Source organism: Agromyces sp. G08B096, from assembly GCF_040267705.1.
In the GTDB taxonomy this organism is placed as follows: domain Bacteria; phylum Actinomycetota; class Actinomycetes; order Actinomycetales; family Microbacteriaceae; genus Agromyces.
This window is the reverse complement of sequence record NZ_CP158374.1, coordinates 561,402-574,747: the sequence shown is the minus strand read 5'-3', so window position 1 is coordinate 574,747 and position 13,346 is coordinate 561,402. Positions and strand designations below refer to the sequence as shown.

Sequence of the window (13,346 nt, the reverse complement as noted above, 5' to 3'; positions counted from 1 at the left end):
TTCATGCTGCCGGCGACGGTGCTGCTGGTCGCCGTGCTGGCCTACCCGCTCCTCTACACGGTGCAGATCAGCCTCTCGGAGTTCGACCTCGCCACGTTCGCTCCGGCCGACTGGACCGGGCTCGACAACTACACCGCCGCCCTGGCGAACGAGAGCTTCCAGAACTCGCTCGTGGTCACCGCGGTGTACCTCGTGCTCGCGCTGCCGCTCCAGATCGTCCTGGGCTTCGGGATCGCGTACCTCATGAACGCGGAGTGGAGGGGGCGCGGCGTCGTCCGCGCCCTCTTCCTCATCCCGATGGTGGTGGCGCCGGTCGTCTCGGGCGGCATCTGGAAGATGATCCTCGACCCGCTGTGGGGCGGCGTGAGCTGGTTCCTCGGGCTGTTCGGCCTCCCTCCCATCGACTGGTTCGGCGACGCCACCATGTCGATGATCAGCATCGTGCTGATCGACACCTGGCGGTCGGTGCCGTTCGTCGCCCTCATCGCGTCGGCCGCGCTGCTGTCGCTGCCGAGCGACCTGTTCGAGGCCGCCAAGGTCGACGGCGCCAACTGGTGGCAGACGATGCGGTCGGTGAGCCTGCCGCTGCTCGCGCCCATCATCGCCGCGACGTTCGTCGTCCGCTGGCTCGGCGCCGTGAAGATGTTCGACGTCATCCTCGCGACCACGAACGGGGGGCCGGGCGAGGCGACGAACGTCGTGAACCTCTTCATCTATCAACAGGCGTTCCGCCTGCTGAAGTTCAGCGAGTCATCGGCGATGGCCGTGATCGTCCTCGTCATCACGATGATCCTGACGTTCGTCTTCCTCTCCGTGAGCAAGAAGCTGGAGGACCGCCTGTGAGCACGCTCACCGAGGCGCGACGCGACGTCGTGCCCATCCCCGAGACCCCATCTCCCGCGCGGCGCCGTCGCGCCGACCGACGCCGGCCCGGCGAACGGGCGCGCATCTGGTCGGGCGCGATCGTCTGCGCGCTCTTCCTGCTGCCGCTGCTCTGGATGCTGCTGACCTCGTTCAAGCAGCAGCGCGACATCTTCACGGTGCCGCCGACGATCTTCTTCGACCCGACCCTGGCCCAGTACATCGACGCCTTCTCGCGAGGCGACCTCGGCCCGAAGCTCGTGAACACCGTCATCGTCGCACTCGGCGCGGGCCTCGTGTCGCTCGTGGCCGGCGCCATGGCCGGCTACGCGCTCTCGCGGCTCAACATCCGCGGTGCCGGCGTCATCGGCGCGCTCATCCTCGCCTCCCGCGGCGTGCCGCCGATCGCCCTCGCCGTGCCCATGTTCCTCGTGGCGCGCACGCTCGGCATCATGGACACCCACATCACGCTCATCCTCGCCTACTGCTCATTCGTCATCCCGTACGTGATGTGGCTCACGCGAGGGTTCTTCCTCGCGCTGCCGAAGGAGCTCGAGGAGGCTGCGATGCTCGACGGCTGCTCAAAGATGGGCGCGTTCTTCCGGATCATCGTCCCGATCTCGGCGCCCGGCCTCATCTCGACCTTCATCTTCAGCGTCATCCTCGCGTGGGAGGAGCTGCTGTTCGCGCTGGTCCTCACCAATCGCGACGCGACGACCGTGCCGGTCGCGATCGCGGGCATGGCCGGCGACACCGAGACCGGTGCCAACTGGGGCGCGCTCGCGGCCGCCGGCATGGTGACCGTCATCCCCGTCGTGATCCTCGCGCTCGTCGTGCAGAAGTGGCTGATCCGCGGACTCGCGGACGGCGCGATGAAGGGCTGAGCGATGCGGGATGCCGCCGCCCGACGACGCTTCCACACCGATCGAACCCACCCAGGAGGACACCAGTGAGACTGCCCATGACCGCCATTCCCCGCGGAGGCGAGCGCATCCGCGAGCGGGAGATCACGGAGCCGGTGGCGCTGTGCCTGCCCGACGGGCGGCTCAACCCCGACGCGGTCGGCTGGGCGCGTGGAGCGCTGCACGACACGCGACTGCCCGGGTGGGGCCGGAACAAGCGGTTCGAGTACTGGTCGGTGCAGACGCCGTCGACGATCTTCACGATGAACATCTCGCACCACGACTACCGGGCCAACGTCTCCATCACCTGCATCGACCGGTCGACCTGGTCGGAGATCGTGCAGGGGGGCAACACGTGGATGCCTCGCCGCGGCGGGCTCGACCGAACCGCCGACCGCGAGCCCATGCAGGCCCGCCGGAAGGACGTGCTCGTGCGCATGACGCCGACCGACCGGGGCACCCTCCTGCACGGGCGTTCGGCTCGCATCGACGTGGACGTCGAGATCGTCGCACCCGACGACCACGAGTCCATGGCTGTCGTGGTGCCATGGAGCGATCGACGGTTCCAGTACACGAAGAAGGACAACGGGCTCCGAGCCGTCGGTCTCATTTCGGTCGACGGCATCGTCCAGGAGATCGACGCCGAGCACTCGATCGCCGTGCACGATCGCGGACGCGGCCGATGGCCGTACTTCACGCTGTGGAACTGGGGCGCGGGCAACGGTGTCACGGCCGACGGCCAGGCCCTCGGCCTCCAGTTCGGCGGCAAGTGGACCGACGGCACCCCCTCCACCGAGAACTGGATCCGCCTCGACGGGCGCCTCCACAAGGTGAGCTCCCACCTCGAATGGCGCTACGACCCGGCCGACTGGACGGCGCCCTGGCGGCTCGTGGGCCCGTCGGTCGAGGTGACCTTCACACCCGAACGTCACCTCCGGCATGTCTTCGATCGCTGGATCGTGAAGAGCCGCGGCGACACGTGCTTCGGCACGTACGCCGGCACCGTGGAGCTCGACGATGGCCGCGTCGTCGCGTTCGCCGACGTGTTCGGACACGTCGAAGAGGTCGAGCGCCGATGGTGAGCCGAACCCGCGCCGCGCACCTCTGACCCCAGAGCCGCCTCGGGAATCGCGCATCAGTCCACGGTGCGCCCGGGGCAGAGCGGGGCGTCGGCCCGAGATCCGGCGCCCCGCTCACTTCTCCCCATCCACCGCTCCACCGACCGAACGGATCGACGAATGACCGACCCCGCCTCCTTCAGCTCCGAGACGTTCCGCGTGCTCCGCGTGTCCGCCGCTGCCGCACTCGCCGCCGGCGGCGGCATCCGAGCCGCCCTCCGCCATCCTGGCGGTGCCGCCGACCTGCACCTCGACCTTCCCGCCGATCCCGAGGGCCCCGCCGACTTCATCGTGATCGAATCCGGCAACGGCCGGGCCGCCTCGACCCGCGCCTGGGTGCGACAGGGCGGCACTGACGTCGAGCCGATGTACGACTTCTTCGCCGCGACGCCCGCGCAGTTCCCCGCGCGATCCTTCCCGCTCGCCGCCCTGCAGCCCCGGGGAGCTCGCAGCGCGGATCCGATCATGCGCTGACCGCTCGTCAGCCTCGTCGACTCGCCGCGCGCGCATAGGCCGCGGCGAGTTCGACGTTCACCGCGCGGACGGCGCCGGGATCGACCTTCGACACGCTGCGATCCGCAGTCAGGAGGCCGTTGAGCTCGTCCTCGACGTCGGACAGCTGGGTGTAGACGATCGCCGAGAGCCCGGAAGCGATCGCGGGGAGCACTTCGCGTCGGTGCAACCGTACGAACGCGGCGGTGAGGGCCGCGATCGACCGGTAGCGGCGATACCCGAACTCCCGCTCGCTGTGCTCGTGGCCTGCGAGCCTGAGGCTGTATCCGCCGTACTCGGAAACGGCGACCGTGCGGCCGTCCCGTCCCCACGAGCGCCGAGCGCGGATGCGTCGGAAGTAGACGTGCAGGCTGCGGATGTCCCCGCCGCCCTGGTCATGCCACCCGCTGGCGTGATCGATGAGCCGGTCCGGGTCGAGCGCGCGGATCCGCTCCACGGCGTCGAGCGCGTCGAACTGGCCCCACCCCTCGTTGAACGGCACCCAGACGGCCACGCTCGGATGGTTGCGGAGCAGCCGGACCGTGGCATCCAATTCCGCCCGGAACGCGGCCCGTCCTGCGGCATCCTGCCTGCCGAAGGCCCGATGTCGGCGATCGTCGAGGCGGATCGGCAGCAGCACCGGTGCGGTGATGACGAGCGGGTGGTACCGGCGGCCACCGTTGACGAGGTCCTGCCACACGAGCATGCCGAGCCGGTCGCAGTGGTAGTACCAGCGGAGCGGCTCGATCTTGATGTGCTTGCGCAGCATCGTGAAGCCGAGCTCCTTCATGGCGAGGATGTCGCGCACGAGCGCCTCGTCGGAGGGCGCGGTGTAGAGCCCGTCCGGCCAGTACCCCTGGTCGAGCACGCCGGCGTGGAAGTACGGCGCTCCGTTGAGCATGAGCCGCGGTCGCCCGTCGGCGTCGGGCTCCATCGTCACGCTCCGCATGCCGAGGTAGCTCGCGACGCGGTCCTCGCCCGCGCGGATGTCGAGGTCGTACAGGAACGGGTCCTCGGGGCTCCAGGGCCGCACCGAGGCGAGCTCGAGGCGGAGGAGCTCTCCCGACCGGCCCGACGCGCGGGCGACGGGCTCCCCGTCGGCCGTGAGCACGACCTCGATGTCGGCGTCGCCGCCACCGAGGTGGACCACGACCTCGGCCGCGGCGTCCGACAGGCACGGCCGGACGTCGAGGCTCGTCACGTGCACGGCGGGCACGGACTCCAGCCACACGGTCTGCCAGATCCCGGATTGCGGCGTGTACCAGATCCCTCCGGGCTTCAGCGCCTGCTTGCCGCGCGAGGCGTACCCCGCGTCCGAGTCATCCGTCACCTCGACGCGCAGCACATGCGAGCCTCCCCCGCCGACCGCCTCGGTGATGTCGCAGGTGAACGGCAGATAGCCGCCGACGTGCCGCCCGACTTCGCGGCCGTCGACGAAGACGACGCAGTCCTGGTCGACCGCGCCGAAGTGCAGCAGCACCCGGTCCTGGAGGAATCCGTCGGGCAGCACGAGTTCTCGCTCGTACCAGAGGTGGGCTCCGGGTTCGAGCGACCGGCCGACGCCGGACCGCTCGGACTCGGGCGAGAAGGGCACGAGGATGTCGCCGTCCCACTGGACCGGCGGACCGTCCGCATGGGTGATGGCGTACCGCCAGACGCCATTGAGATTGAGGTAGCTGTCGCGGACGAGTTGTGGGCGCGGGTACTCGGCGAGCACCGGTTCGGGTGCAGGGTCAGCGGCTCGCTCAACGGTGCGCTCGGCGGCGGCCATGGCCTCGGCGGTCATGCGCTCGCCCTGCGGGCCCACGCCCAGACCGCCGGCCCGGCCAGCAGGACCACCGCCGCGGCGACGAAGATCTGCGGACCGGGGACGGGCTGCACGACGCCGAGCTGCTCGAACGTCGTCCCGGCTCCGGAGATGACGGCAGCGCCGATCGTTGGGCCGAGGATCATCGGCACCATCACCCCGAGGATCATCCGGAGCCCCTGCACGGCGCCCGCTCGCTCGGCGGGCGTGCGGTCGCGCACGAGCGCGTTCACGGTCGCAAGCGAGGCCATCATGCCGGTCATCATCACCGTCGCGGCCGCGATGACCCAGACCGGTTCGTGTGCGAAGGGCATGGCGAGCAGGCCGGCCGCGAAGACCCCGACCGAGGGCAGGAGGAAGCGCTCCTTGCCCACGCGGTCCATCACCCGGCCGCCGAGGATGCTGAGCAGGGATGCCGCGATGAGCACGACCCCGAGCACGAGCGCGTACGCCTCGATCCGCAGGTAACGCTGGAGGTAGATGATGACGTACGGAAGGAACACCTGGCTGCTCGTGCCGATCACCGCGCACGTGAGGAGCGTGAGGTACAGGCCGGGATTGCGTCGCACCGAGCTCGGCCGGAACCCGTGCCGGATCGAGGCGAACACGCGCTCGCCGGATCGCGGGACCGGCCGGTCTCGCATGAGCAGCAGGGATGCGCCGCCGGCGACGGCGGTCAGGGCGCCGACCACGGCGAAGAAGACACCCCAGTCGCCCGCGCGGGTGAGACCGTCGAGCAGACCGAACACAAGGAGCATCGCGACGAGCGGCAGCACGGCCAGCATCCCGTCGACCCTGCCGCGGTTCGACGGCGTCGTCGAGTCGGTGACCCACGCCATGAACGCGGCATCGTTCGCCCCCGAGCCGATGAAGCTCATCACGCAGTCGAGGACGATGATCGCCGTCATCGCGCCCACGACTCCCGAGGCCACCCCGTCGGGCTCGCCGACGAGGCCGAAGGCGGCGGTGCACGCGCCCCAGAGCACGTAGCCCGCTGCCACGAAGACTCGTCGCCTTCCCGATCGGTCGGACCAGGCGCCGACGATGATCGCCCCCACGGTCGCCGCGACCGCGCTCGACGCGACCATGAGCGCGATCGCCTCCGGCTGCGGCGTGATCACGTCGTAGACGAAGACGTTGAGGTACATGTTCTCGACGGTCCAGGCGAGCTGGCCGACGAGCCCAATGATGACGAGGGCGGTCCACGTGCGGCCGCCGAGGCCGGCCGTCGGGCGAGGCGGGCGCGCTCGGGTCTGAGGGTGCGGGGCGGTCATCGGCATCCAATTGTTTCCACGTTGAAAGACTGTCATGACAGTAGCAGGTCGCCGCCACCGCATGGACTCAGCCCCGGCTCAGCCACCCCTCGAGCGCGGCCCGGAACGCCGCGGGCTGCTCCACCCACGGGTAGTGTCCGCAGTCCTCGAGCCACACGAGCTCGGCGCCGAGCGCCTCCGCGGCAGCCGCGACGGGCGCCACCCCGACCAGGATGTCCTCGTCGCCTGCGATGATCAGCACCGACGGCAGGTCCGCCGCGATCACCCGCTCGGCCGCATCGTCGGGGACGTCGGAGAAGTACGCCTCGATGGCCGCGAGCGACCAGGCGCCGACGGCCGCGTGGGCCTGCTCGCGCTCGGTCCACCGCGCGTACCCGGCGGGGCCTTCGACGACGCGTGCCCGTTCGAAGCTCTCCTGGTCGACCGGCTCGACGCCCGTGAGGGAGTCGAGCGCGGCGTCGACGAGCGGGTCGCGGCGTCGGCGGCCGATCTCGAGACTGTCGCGCGGCGCGTCGGTGAGCCAGGTCGATGCGGGGGTCACCAGGGCGAGCCGGCGGATGCGGTCGGGGTACCGGGCGGCGGCGGCGAGGGTGAGCCGGGTTCCCGCCGAGTGCGCCACGACATCGACCGCGTCGAGGCCCAGGTGGTCGGCGAGATCGACGAGGTCATCGGCGTCTGTCCACCAGCCGCGTGAGGCCCCGCCCGTGGTCGGCGTGCCGCGGGGGTGCAGCACCACGAGGGGCCGGACGCGTGCCACGCCCGCAAGGTCCTCCAGGTACTCGACCCCACGGCAGGGACCGCCGGGGACCACGATCGCGGGCGGGAGCGACGGGGCCGAGGCATCCGCTCGATCGTCGATAACGTGGAAGTCGATGGCGGCGCCGTCGCGCGCGCGGAAGGTCTGCACCGGATGAGGATAGCGGCGGCGCGGTTGACCCCTCGGTCCCGCTCGCCGTACGCTCGAACACGGGGCAACTTGTGAATCGATTCACGGATCGTCCCCCGCGATCGCGCGGCGCTTGAAGCGATCGCGACCCAGCCGTCGACGCCGACGGTGAACCGAAGGGAAGTGGCAATGACGCACACCGCCGGGCTCCTGAAGTCCCTGGCCTCCATCGCCGCCGCGACACTGCTCGCGGCGATCATCGCGGTCGCGGGTCCACCATCTGCGGCGCACGCCGCACCGGCCCCCGTCGAGGTGTACCCGCTCGCCTCGGCCTACCCGGCCTCGCCCGATTTCGTGCTCACCGTGAACGGACAGAGCGTGCCCGTGCAGGACTACGCGGGGTACGACATCGCCCAGTTCGCGATGGGCGCCGGCGAGGCGACGATCTCGATCCGCAAGCTCAACAACACGAACATCGGCTCGTACTCGATCAGCCCGCTGAAGCTCGGGCTCACGGCTGCGGTGCAGGGTCCGAGCCTCACCTTCACGGTCACCCGCGACGAGTACCTCATCGTGAAGATCGACGGCCGGTCCGAGCTCGTGATCGCGATCGACCCGCTCGAGACCGACCGACCGGCATCCTCCGGACCCGGTGTCTTCAACGTGACGGCGCAGCCCTACGGGGCATCCCCCGGACCGCAGTACTCGACCGCCGCCTTCCAGACCGCGCTGAACGACGCCGCCGCGTGGGGGTCGGCGAACGGCGGGCAGGGCACCGTATTCGTCCCGGCCGGCGTGTACACGCTCGGGACGCTCTATCTCCGCTCGAACCTCCGGCTCCACCTCGCGCCGGGCGCGGTGCTGAAGTACACCGGCGAGCGCGAGCACTACGACGTGCACTGGCGGAAGAACTCGCAGCAGCGGGACATCACCTGGTTCCTCTCCACGCGGTACTCCTCGACGAACATCTCCATCACCGGCCGCGGCATCATCGACGGCGACGGCATGGCGTCGGTGCAGCGCGGCAACCTCGGCGTGAACCTGCTCGTGCCGATCTACACCGACGACTTCGTCGTCGACGGCATCACGTTCCGGGAGTCGAGCAGCTGGGCGGTCATGCCCACCCGGTCGACCGATCTGCAATTCCGCAACATCAAGTTGTTCAACCGGTTCGACATGGGGGAGAACGACGGGATCGACGTGATGGAGTCGACCGGCGTGACCGTGACGAACGCGATCGGCATCGGACTCGACGACCCGTTCAGCACCAAGACCTGGGCGAACCACATCGACCTGTTCGCCAAGGTGCCGGGCGACCCGCGGCCCCTCGCGAACGTCACCTTCGACGATCTCGTCAGCTGGACGTGGTGCTACGGGCTGAAGGTCGGTCAGGGGGTGTTCCAGCAGCAGACGAACGTGACGTTCCGGAACGCCATCATCTACGACGCCGCCGTGGGCTTCGGGGTGCATCACAAGTACGGCACGGCCGGGGCGGTGAGCATCCAGTTCGAGGACATCGACATCGAGCGCATCCGGCATGAGAACGATCAGAACCGCACCTGGATGGCGCTCTGGACGGGCAGCACCGCCGAGCGCATCGGCCCGGTCGCCGACGTCGATCTCACGCGCATCCGCGTCCGCGACGCCGGCACGACGCCGGCGCGGATCACCGGGGTGCCCGGCGCCCCGATTACCGACGTCCGGTTCGAGGCGATCCGGATGCCGGGCAGCACGTCGACCGCGACGACGCTGCAGCAGATGAACGTGACCAACGTGTCGGACGCGTCGAACATCCAGATCGTGCCCTGACCGGGGCGCGCGCTCCGAGCGAGCGGGTGAACGAGGGGGATGCCGCGAGACCCGCGGCATCCCTTTCGTGTCAGGCCGCGAGCACGAGGCACGCCGCGCCGAGGAGCGGGGCGTCGTCGCCGAGCTGGGCCGGGTGCACCGCCACCTCGATGGAGCGCAGCGGCGACTCGCGCCGGATCGTGCGCTCGACGACGGCGAACAGGTCGGGGGTGACCTTGGCGAACCCGCCACCGATGGCCACGCCCTGGAGATCGACGAGCGCCGCGGCCGACAGCACGGCGCGGCCGATCGCGGTGCCGCAGCGCTCGACCGCGGCGACCGCCACCGGATGCCCCGCCGCATAGGAGGCCGCGAGGTCGGCGCCGTCGTCACCCGTCCAGCCGGCCGAGCGCGCCCATGCGACGATCGAGGTGCCCGAGGCGATCTCCTCGACCGTGGTCACGTCACCGCCGCCGTCGCCGATCAGCAGCTGGCCGACGTGACCCGCGTTGCCGGATGCCCCGCCCACGAGCCGGCCGTCGAGCACGAGCCCGCCGCCGACGCCGGTGGAGACGACCATGCCGAGGGCGTACCGGTACGGCCGGAGCGCTCCCCGCCGATACTCGGCGAGCGCGATGCACTGCCCGTCGAGTTGCAGCTCGACCTCCTCGAGTGCGAGCCCGGCCGCGTCGGCGACGACGGAGCGCAGCGGGAAGCCCGCAGACGCGGGCAGGTTGATCGGCGACACGGAGCCGGCGCGGGCGTCGACGGGGCCGGCCGAGCCGATGCCCGCCGCGCTCGGGCGGGTGCCGGCGGGCGCCGAGGCGAGCGCCGAGCGGACGACGTGTCGCACCGCGCGTTCGAGGTCTGCCGGTCCCGCATGTCGGCCGGTCGCCGCTCGGGCCCGGCTTCCCGGGCGGAGTCCGTCGGTGCTGACGAGGGCCGCCTCGACCTTGGTGCCGCCGAGGTCGACGGCGAGCACGTACGGTTCCATGTCACTCTCCTGGTTCTCGAGAAGGTGCCGAACGCTGCAGACGCACGTGGGGCGGGGCGCCATCGCACCCCGCCCCACGTCGGCCGCTCCTATCCCTCGGCGAACGCCGTGTCCATGCGCTGGAGCAGCTCGTCGACGGTGATGGAGTCGTTGAACAGCTCCTGGATGCCGGTGAGGTGCTCCTGCTGCACCTTCGTGTTCGGCCAGGCCACGTCGGGGAACGGCCGCGCGCGCCCGTCGGCCTGGAACTCGCCGATGGCGGCGAGCACCGGGTCGGGCTCGAAGTCCGACGACGGCAGCGCCGGTGCGGCGCCGGCCGCGGTGGCGTAGACCGCCTGGCCCTCGCTCGACGCCAGGAAGTCGATGAACTTCTTCGCGAGCTCGGGGTTCTTCGCCTTCGCGTTGGCGGCGTAGACGATGCCGACCGAGACGGGCAGGTTGGTCTCCTCGACGTCGTCGGTCGCGGGGAACGGCGTCATCGAGAAGGTCGTGCCCTCGGCCGCGTACTGCTCCGCGTTCGCGGCCGCCGAGGTGATGTGGATGGCGCCGAGCGCGTCGCCCTGGCCGAGCATGGTCATCTGCTCGTCGTAGCCGATGCCATTCGGGTCGGCGTTGAAGCAGCCCGCGTCGCGCAGTTCGAGGTACTGGCTCTCCGCGTCGTGCCATGCCGAGTCGGCGAAGGTGGCGTCGCCCGCGAGCTGCTGCTCGGTGAAGTCGGGGTCGGGCCCGTACACCGAGGTCGCCGTCAGCGCGTACGGCACGAGCTGGGTCACCCAGGCGGACTTCAGGCCGAGGGCGAACGCGACCTTGCCCGCCGCGGTCGCGTCGGCGCAGAACTGGAGCACCTCGCTCCAGGTCTCGGGGGCCGTGAGCCCGGCCGCCTCGAGGGCCTGGTCGTTCCAGATCGCGCCGATGCCGACGACGGTGACCGGCACGCCCACGAGCTCGTCGTCGGAGTTCACGACCACGGGTCGCACGTCGTCGGTCACATCGCCGGCCCACGAGGCATCCTCGAGGGGCAGCAGCAGGTCGTCCTCGCTGAGCGGCACGATCGACGTGGCGTTGCCGTTGCCCGGCCAGACGCGGAACACGTCGGGCGCGGTGCCGGCCGAGAGCTGCGTGCGCAGCGTCTGCTGGTACGACTCGTCGTCGTTGGCGAAGGTCGCCTCGACGGTGACGCCGGGGTTCGCCGCCTCGAACGCGTCGATGGCCGCCTGCGCGGGCGCCTCGCCGGCCGCGGTGAACGTCAGGACGGTGCCGTCGGCGTCGCCGCCGGATCCGCCGTCGGTCGAGCAGCCGGCGAGCACGAGGGCTGCTGCGGCCGCGAGGCCGGCGGCCGCGCCGAGCCTGCTGGTGGGGGTGAGCTTCACGATTCCTCCTTGAATGTGGGCGGATGCCCTGGTGCTGGGTGATGCGCGCCGCTGGGACGGTGGTGCTATCCCTTGAGTCCTCCCGCGAACCCCTTGATGACGTACTTCTGCAGCGAGAAGTAGACGATGAGGATGGGGATGACGCTGATGACGAGTCCGGCGAAGACCAGGGGCCAGACCGTCACGTACTGGCTCACGAAGCTGTAGATCGCGACGGGTGCCGTCGCGTTGCCGCTTCCCGAGAGGTAGAGGAGCGGAACGAAGAACTCGTTCCAGATGCCGACGAGGTTCAAGATGACGACCGTGCCGGTCGCGGGCCGGACGAGCGGGAACACGACGCTGAGGAACGAGCGCACCGGCCCGCACCCGTCGAGGAGCGCCGCCTCCTCGTACTCGAGCGGGAGGTCGCGCAGGAACGTCGTGTACAGGAAGATCGAGAACGGCATCGCAGTGCCGACGTTGATCAGGATGACCGCCCAGAGCGAGCCGAGCAGCCCGATGTCGCGCATGGTGGCGTAGAGCGGCAGGAGCGCGAGCTGGGCGGGGATGAGCAGCCCGCCGAGCACGCCATAGAACGTCCACCGCGACCAGCGCCGGGTGACCCGGGCGAGCGGGTACGAGGCGAGGGCGGAGATCGCGACGATGAACACGATGCTCACCACGGCGACGATCGCGCTGTTGACGAGGGCCGCGCCGAGGCTCGCCTGCTCCCAGGCCGCGCCGTAGTTCTCCAGCGTGGGCGGCCACGCGAACGTGAGGGCGTTCGTCTGGCTGTTCACGGGCTTCAGCGAGACGTTCACGAGGGCCAGGATCGGGATGAACCAGATCACGGCGACCGCGATGAGCACGATCTCTCGGACGAGGGTCCGGCCGGTGTATCGGGTGTGCATCAGTTCGCCTTCCGGAGCGTGAGCCGGTACTGCACCGCGGAGAGCACCGCGATGACGAGCGTCATGACGACGGCGAGGGCCACCGAGAAGGGGTACTCGCCGAGCAGGAACGCGTTCTTGTAGATGAGGGTGGAGATGGTCTCGGTCGCCGTGCCCGGCCCGCCGCCCGTCATCGCGACGACCTGGTCGAACTGCTTGAGGCCGCCGATGAGGCTCAGCATGACGTTGATGACGACGGCGCCGTTCAGCAGCGGGAACGTGACGTTCCAGAACCGGCGCCAGGGGCCGGCACCGTCGATGGTGGCCGCCTCGAGGATCTCTTCGGGAACGGCCTGGAGGCCGGCGAGGAAGATCACCATCGAGTAGCCCGCGAACTGCCACACGATGGCGACGACGATCGAGTACAGCGCGAAGTCGGGGTCGCCGAGCCAGTCTTGGGCGAGATCGCCGAGGCCCACGCCGCGGAGGATGTCGTTCACGGTGCCGTTCGGCGAGAGCAGGTAGCTCCAGACGTAGCCGGAGACGAGCGGGGTGAGCACGACCGGGGCGAAGAAGACGACCCGGAGCACGTAGCGGGACTTCACCATGGTGTGCAGTCCGACCGCGAGCGCGAGGCCGATGGCGTTCTGGATGACGGTGCAGAGCACCGCGAGCAGCAGCGTGTTGCCGAGGGCGGCCTGCGCGGCGCGGTCGGTGAAGACGTCGGCGAAGTTCTCCAGTCCGACCCACGACCAGTCGGCGCCGAGGCCGTTCCAGTCGGTGAAGGAGAAGAATGCGCCGCGGAGGCTCGGCACGACGACGATGAAGCAGTACACGGCGATCGCCGGCACGACGAACCACCAGGGCGCCACGACGCCCGCGCGCTTCGACCTGCGGGCGCGAGGACCGGCGGCCGGCGCGGGCGCCCGCTCGGGCGTCGGCGCGGCCGCCGGCCGGCGCTCGTCGGTGATGATGCTTGCCACCG

The 13,346-nt window shown here is 70.4% G+C and carries 12 protein-coding genes; 5 read left to right on the top strand and 7 right to left on the bottom strand.

The features are described 5' to 3' along the window. The first annotated feature begins 3 nt into the window (after nt 1–3). The 4 genes from ABIQ69_RS02785 to ABIQ69_RS02770 all read left to right on the top strand — a co-directional run bounded on the left by ABIQ69_RS02785 (nt 4) and on the right by ABIQ69_RS02770 (nt 3,355). Nucleotides 4–843 carry a sugar ABC transporter permease gene (locus ABIQ69_RS02785; RefSeq protein WP_350348880.1) on the top strand — a complete coding sequence of 280 codons (840 nt, stop codon included), beginning with the start codon at nt 4–6 and terminating at the stop codon, nt 841–843. After that, nucleotides 840–1,745, top strand: a complete 906-nt coding sequence (locus tag ABIQ69_RS02780; protein ID WP_350348879.1) for a carbohydrate ABC transporter permease — start codon at nt 840–842, stop codon at nt 1,743–1,745. Before ABIQ69_RS02785 ends, ABIQ69_RS02780 begins: the two co-directional genes overlap by 4 nt. A gap of 77 nt (nt 1,746–1,822) precedes the next feature. Next, entirely contained in the window at nt 1,823–2,845 is a 1,023-nt protein-coding gene (locus tag ABIQ69_RS02775) for a DUF2804 domain-containing protein (RefSeq protein ID WP_350348878.1), read from the top strand. 156 nt (nt 2,846–3,001) lie between these two features. Continuing rightward, nucleotides 3,002–3,355 (top strand): hypothetical protein, encoded by a 354-nt coding sequence (locus tag ABIQ69_RS02770; RefSeq protein WP_350348877.1) that lies wholly within the window; start codon nt 3,002–3,004, stop codon nt 3,353–3,355. A 7-nt stretch (nt 3,356–3,362) separates the two neighbouring features. Here ABIQ69_RS02770 and ABIQ69_RS02765 read toward each other — a convergent pair whose 3' ends face one another. From ABIQ69_RS02765 to ABIQ69_RS02755, 3 genes are all read right to left on the bottom strand, one after another. Beyond that, on the bottom strand, nt 3,363–5,159 hold the full coding sequence (locus tag ABIQ69_RS02765) for a sugar-binding domain-containing protein (protein ID WP_350348876.1): 1,797 nt from the start codon (nt 5,157–5,159) through the stop codon (nt 3,363–3,365). Further along, nucleotides 5,156–6,454 carry an MFS transporter gene (locus ABIQ69_RS02760; RefSeq protein WP_350348875.1) on the bottom strand — a complete coding sequence of 433 codons (1,299 nt, stop codon included), beginning with the start codon at nt 6,452–6,454 and terminating at the stop codon, nt 5,156–5,158. Before ABIQ69_RS02760 ends, ABIQ69_RS02765 begins: the two co-directional genes overlap by 4 nt. Nucleotides 6,455–6,521: 67 nt before the next feature. After that, a complete protein-coding gene (locus ABIQ69_RS02755) occupies nt 6,522–7,361 on the bottom strand; it encodes an alpha/beta hydrolase (protein ID WP_350348874.1) in 840 nt (279 codons plus the stop codon). A 168-nt stretch (nt 7,362–7,529) separates the two neighbouring features. Here ABIQ69_RS02755 and ABIQ69_RS02750 point away from each other — a divergent pair, with 168 nt between their 5' ends. After that, nucleotides 7,530–9,149: a glycosyl hydrolase family 28 protein gene (locus ABIQ69_RS02750; protein WP_350348873.1), complete on the top strand. Its 1,620-nt coding sequence runs from the start codon at nt 7,530–7,532 to the stop codon at nt 9,147–9,149. 70 nt (nt 9,150–9,219) lie between these two features. On the opposite strand, the gene ABIQ69_RS02745 is transcribed toward ABIQ69_RS02750, so the two are convergent. The 4 genes from ABIQ69_RS02745 to ABIQ69_RS02730 form a co-directional block, all read right to left on the bottom strand. Further along, nucleotides 9,220–10,122 (bottom strand): ROK family protein, encoded by a 903-nt coding sequence (locus tag ABIQ69_RS02745; RefSeq protein ID WP_350348872.1) that lies wholly within the window; start codon nt 10,120–10,122, stop codon nt 9,220–9,222. 89 nt (nt 10,123–10,211) lie between these two features. After that, complete coding sequence (locus ABIQ69_RS02740; protein ID WP_350348871.1) at nt 10,212–11,492, bottom strand: extracellular solute-binding protein; 1,281 nt, start codon at nt 11,490–11,492, stop codon at nt 10,212–10,214. 65 nt (nt 11,493–11,557) lie between these two features. Next, the gene (locus ABIQ69_RS02735) at nt 11,558–12,382 is read right to left on the bottom strand and encodes a carbohydrate ABC transporter permease (RefSeq protein ID WP_350348870.1); all 825 of its coding nucleotides are present in this window, start codon (nt 12,380–12,382) and stop codon (nt 11,558–11,560) included. Further along, nucleotides 12,382–13,344, bottom strand: a complete 963-nt coding sequence (locus ABIQ69_RS02730) for a sugar ABC transporter permease (RefSeq protein ID WP_350348869.1) — start codon at nt 13,342–13,344, stop codon at nt 12,382–12,384. Before ABIQ69_RS02730 ends, ABIQ69_RS02735 begins: the two co-directional genes overlap by 1 nt. Between the last annotated feature and the right edge of the window lie 2 nt (nt 13,345–13,346).

Excerpts from the sequence above, each read along its gene's own strand:
- ABIQ69_RS02765 (WP_350348876.1), bottom strand. The coding sequence starts at position 5,159 with ATGACCGCCGAGGCCATGGCCGCCGCCGAGCGCACCGTTGAGCGAGCC.
- ABIQ69_RS02775 (WP_350348878.1), top strand. The coding sequence starts at position 1,823 with ATGACCGCCATTCCCCGCGGAGGCGAGCGCATCCGCGAGCGGGAGATC.
- ABIQ69_RS02785 (WP_350348880.1), top strand. The coding sequence starts at position 4 with ATGCTGCCGGCGACGGTGCTGCTGGTCGCCGTGCTGGCCTACCCGCTC.
- ABIQ69_RS02760 (WP_350348875.1), bottom strand. The coding sequence starts at position 6,454 with ATGACCGCCCCGCACCCTCAGACCCGAGCGCGCCCGCCTCGCCCGACG.
- ABIQ69_RS02770 (WP_350348877.1), top strand. The coding sequence starts at position 3,002 with ATGACCGACCCCGCCTCCTTCAGCTCCGAGACGTTCCGCGTGCTCCGC.
- ABIQ69_RS02735 (WP_350348870.1), bottom strand. The coding sequence starts at position 12,382 with ATGCACACCCGATACACCGGCCGGACCCTCGTCCGAGAGATCGTGCTC.
- ABIQ69_RS02750 (WP_350348873.1), top strand. The coding sequence starts at position 7,530 with ATGACGCACACCGCCGGGCTCCTGAAGTCCCTGGCCTCCATCGCCGCC.
- ABIQ69_RS02745 (WP_350348872.1), bottom strand. The coding sequence starts at position 10,122 with ATGGAACCGTACGTGCTCGCCGTCGACCTCGGCGGCACCAAGGTCGAG.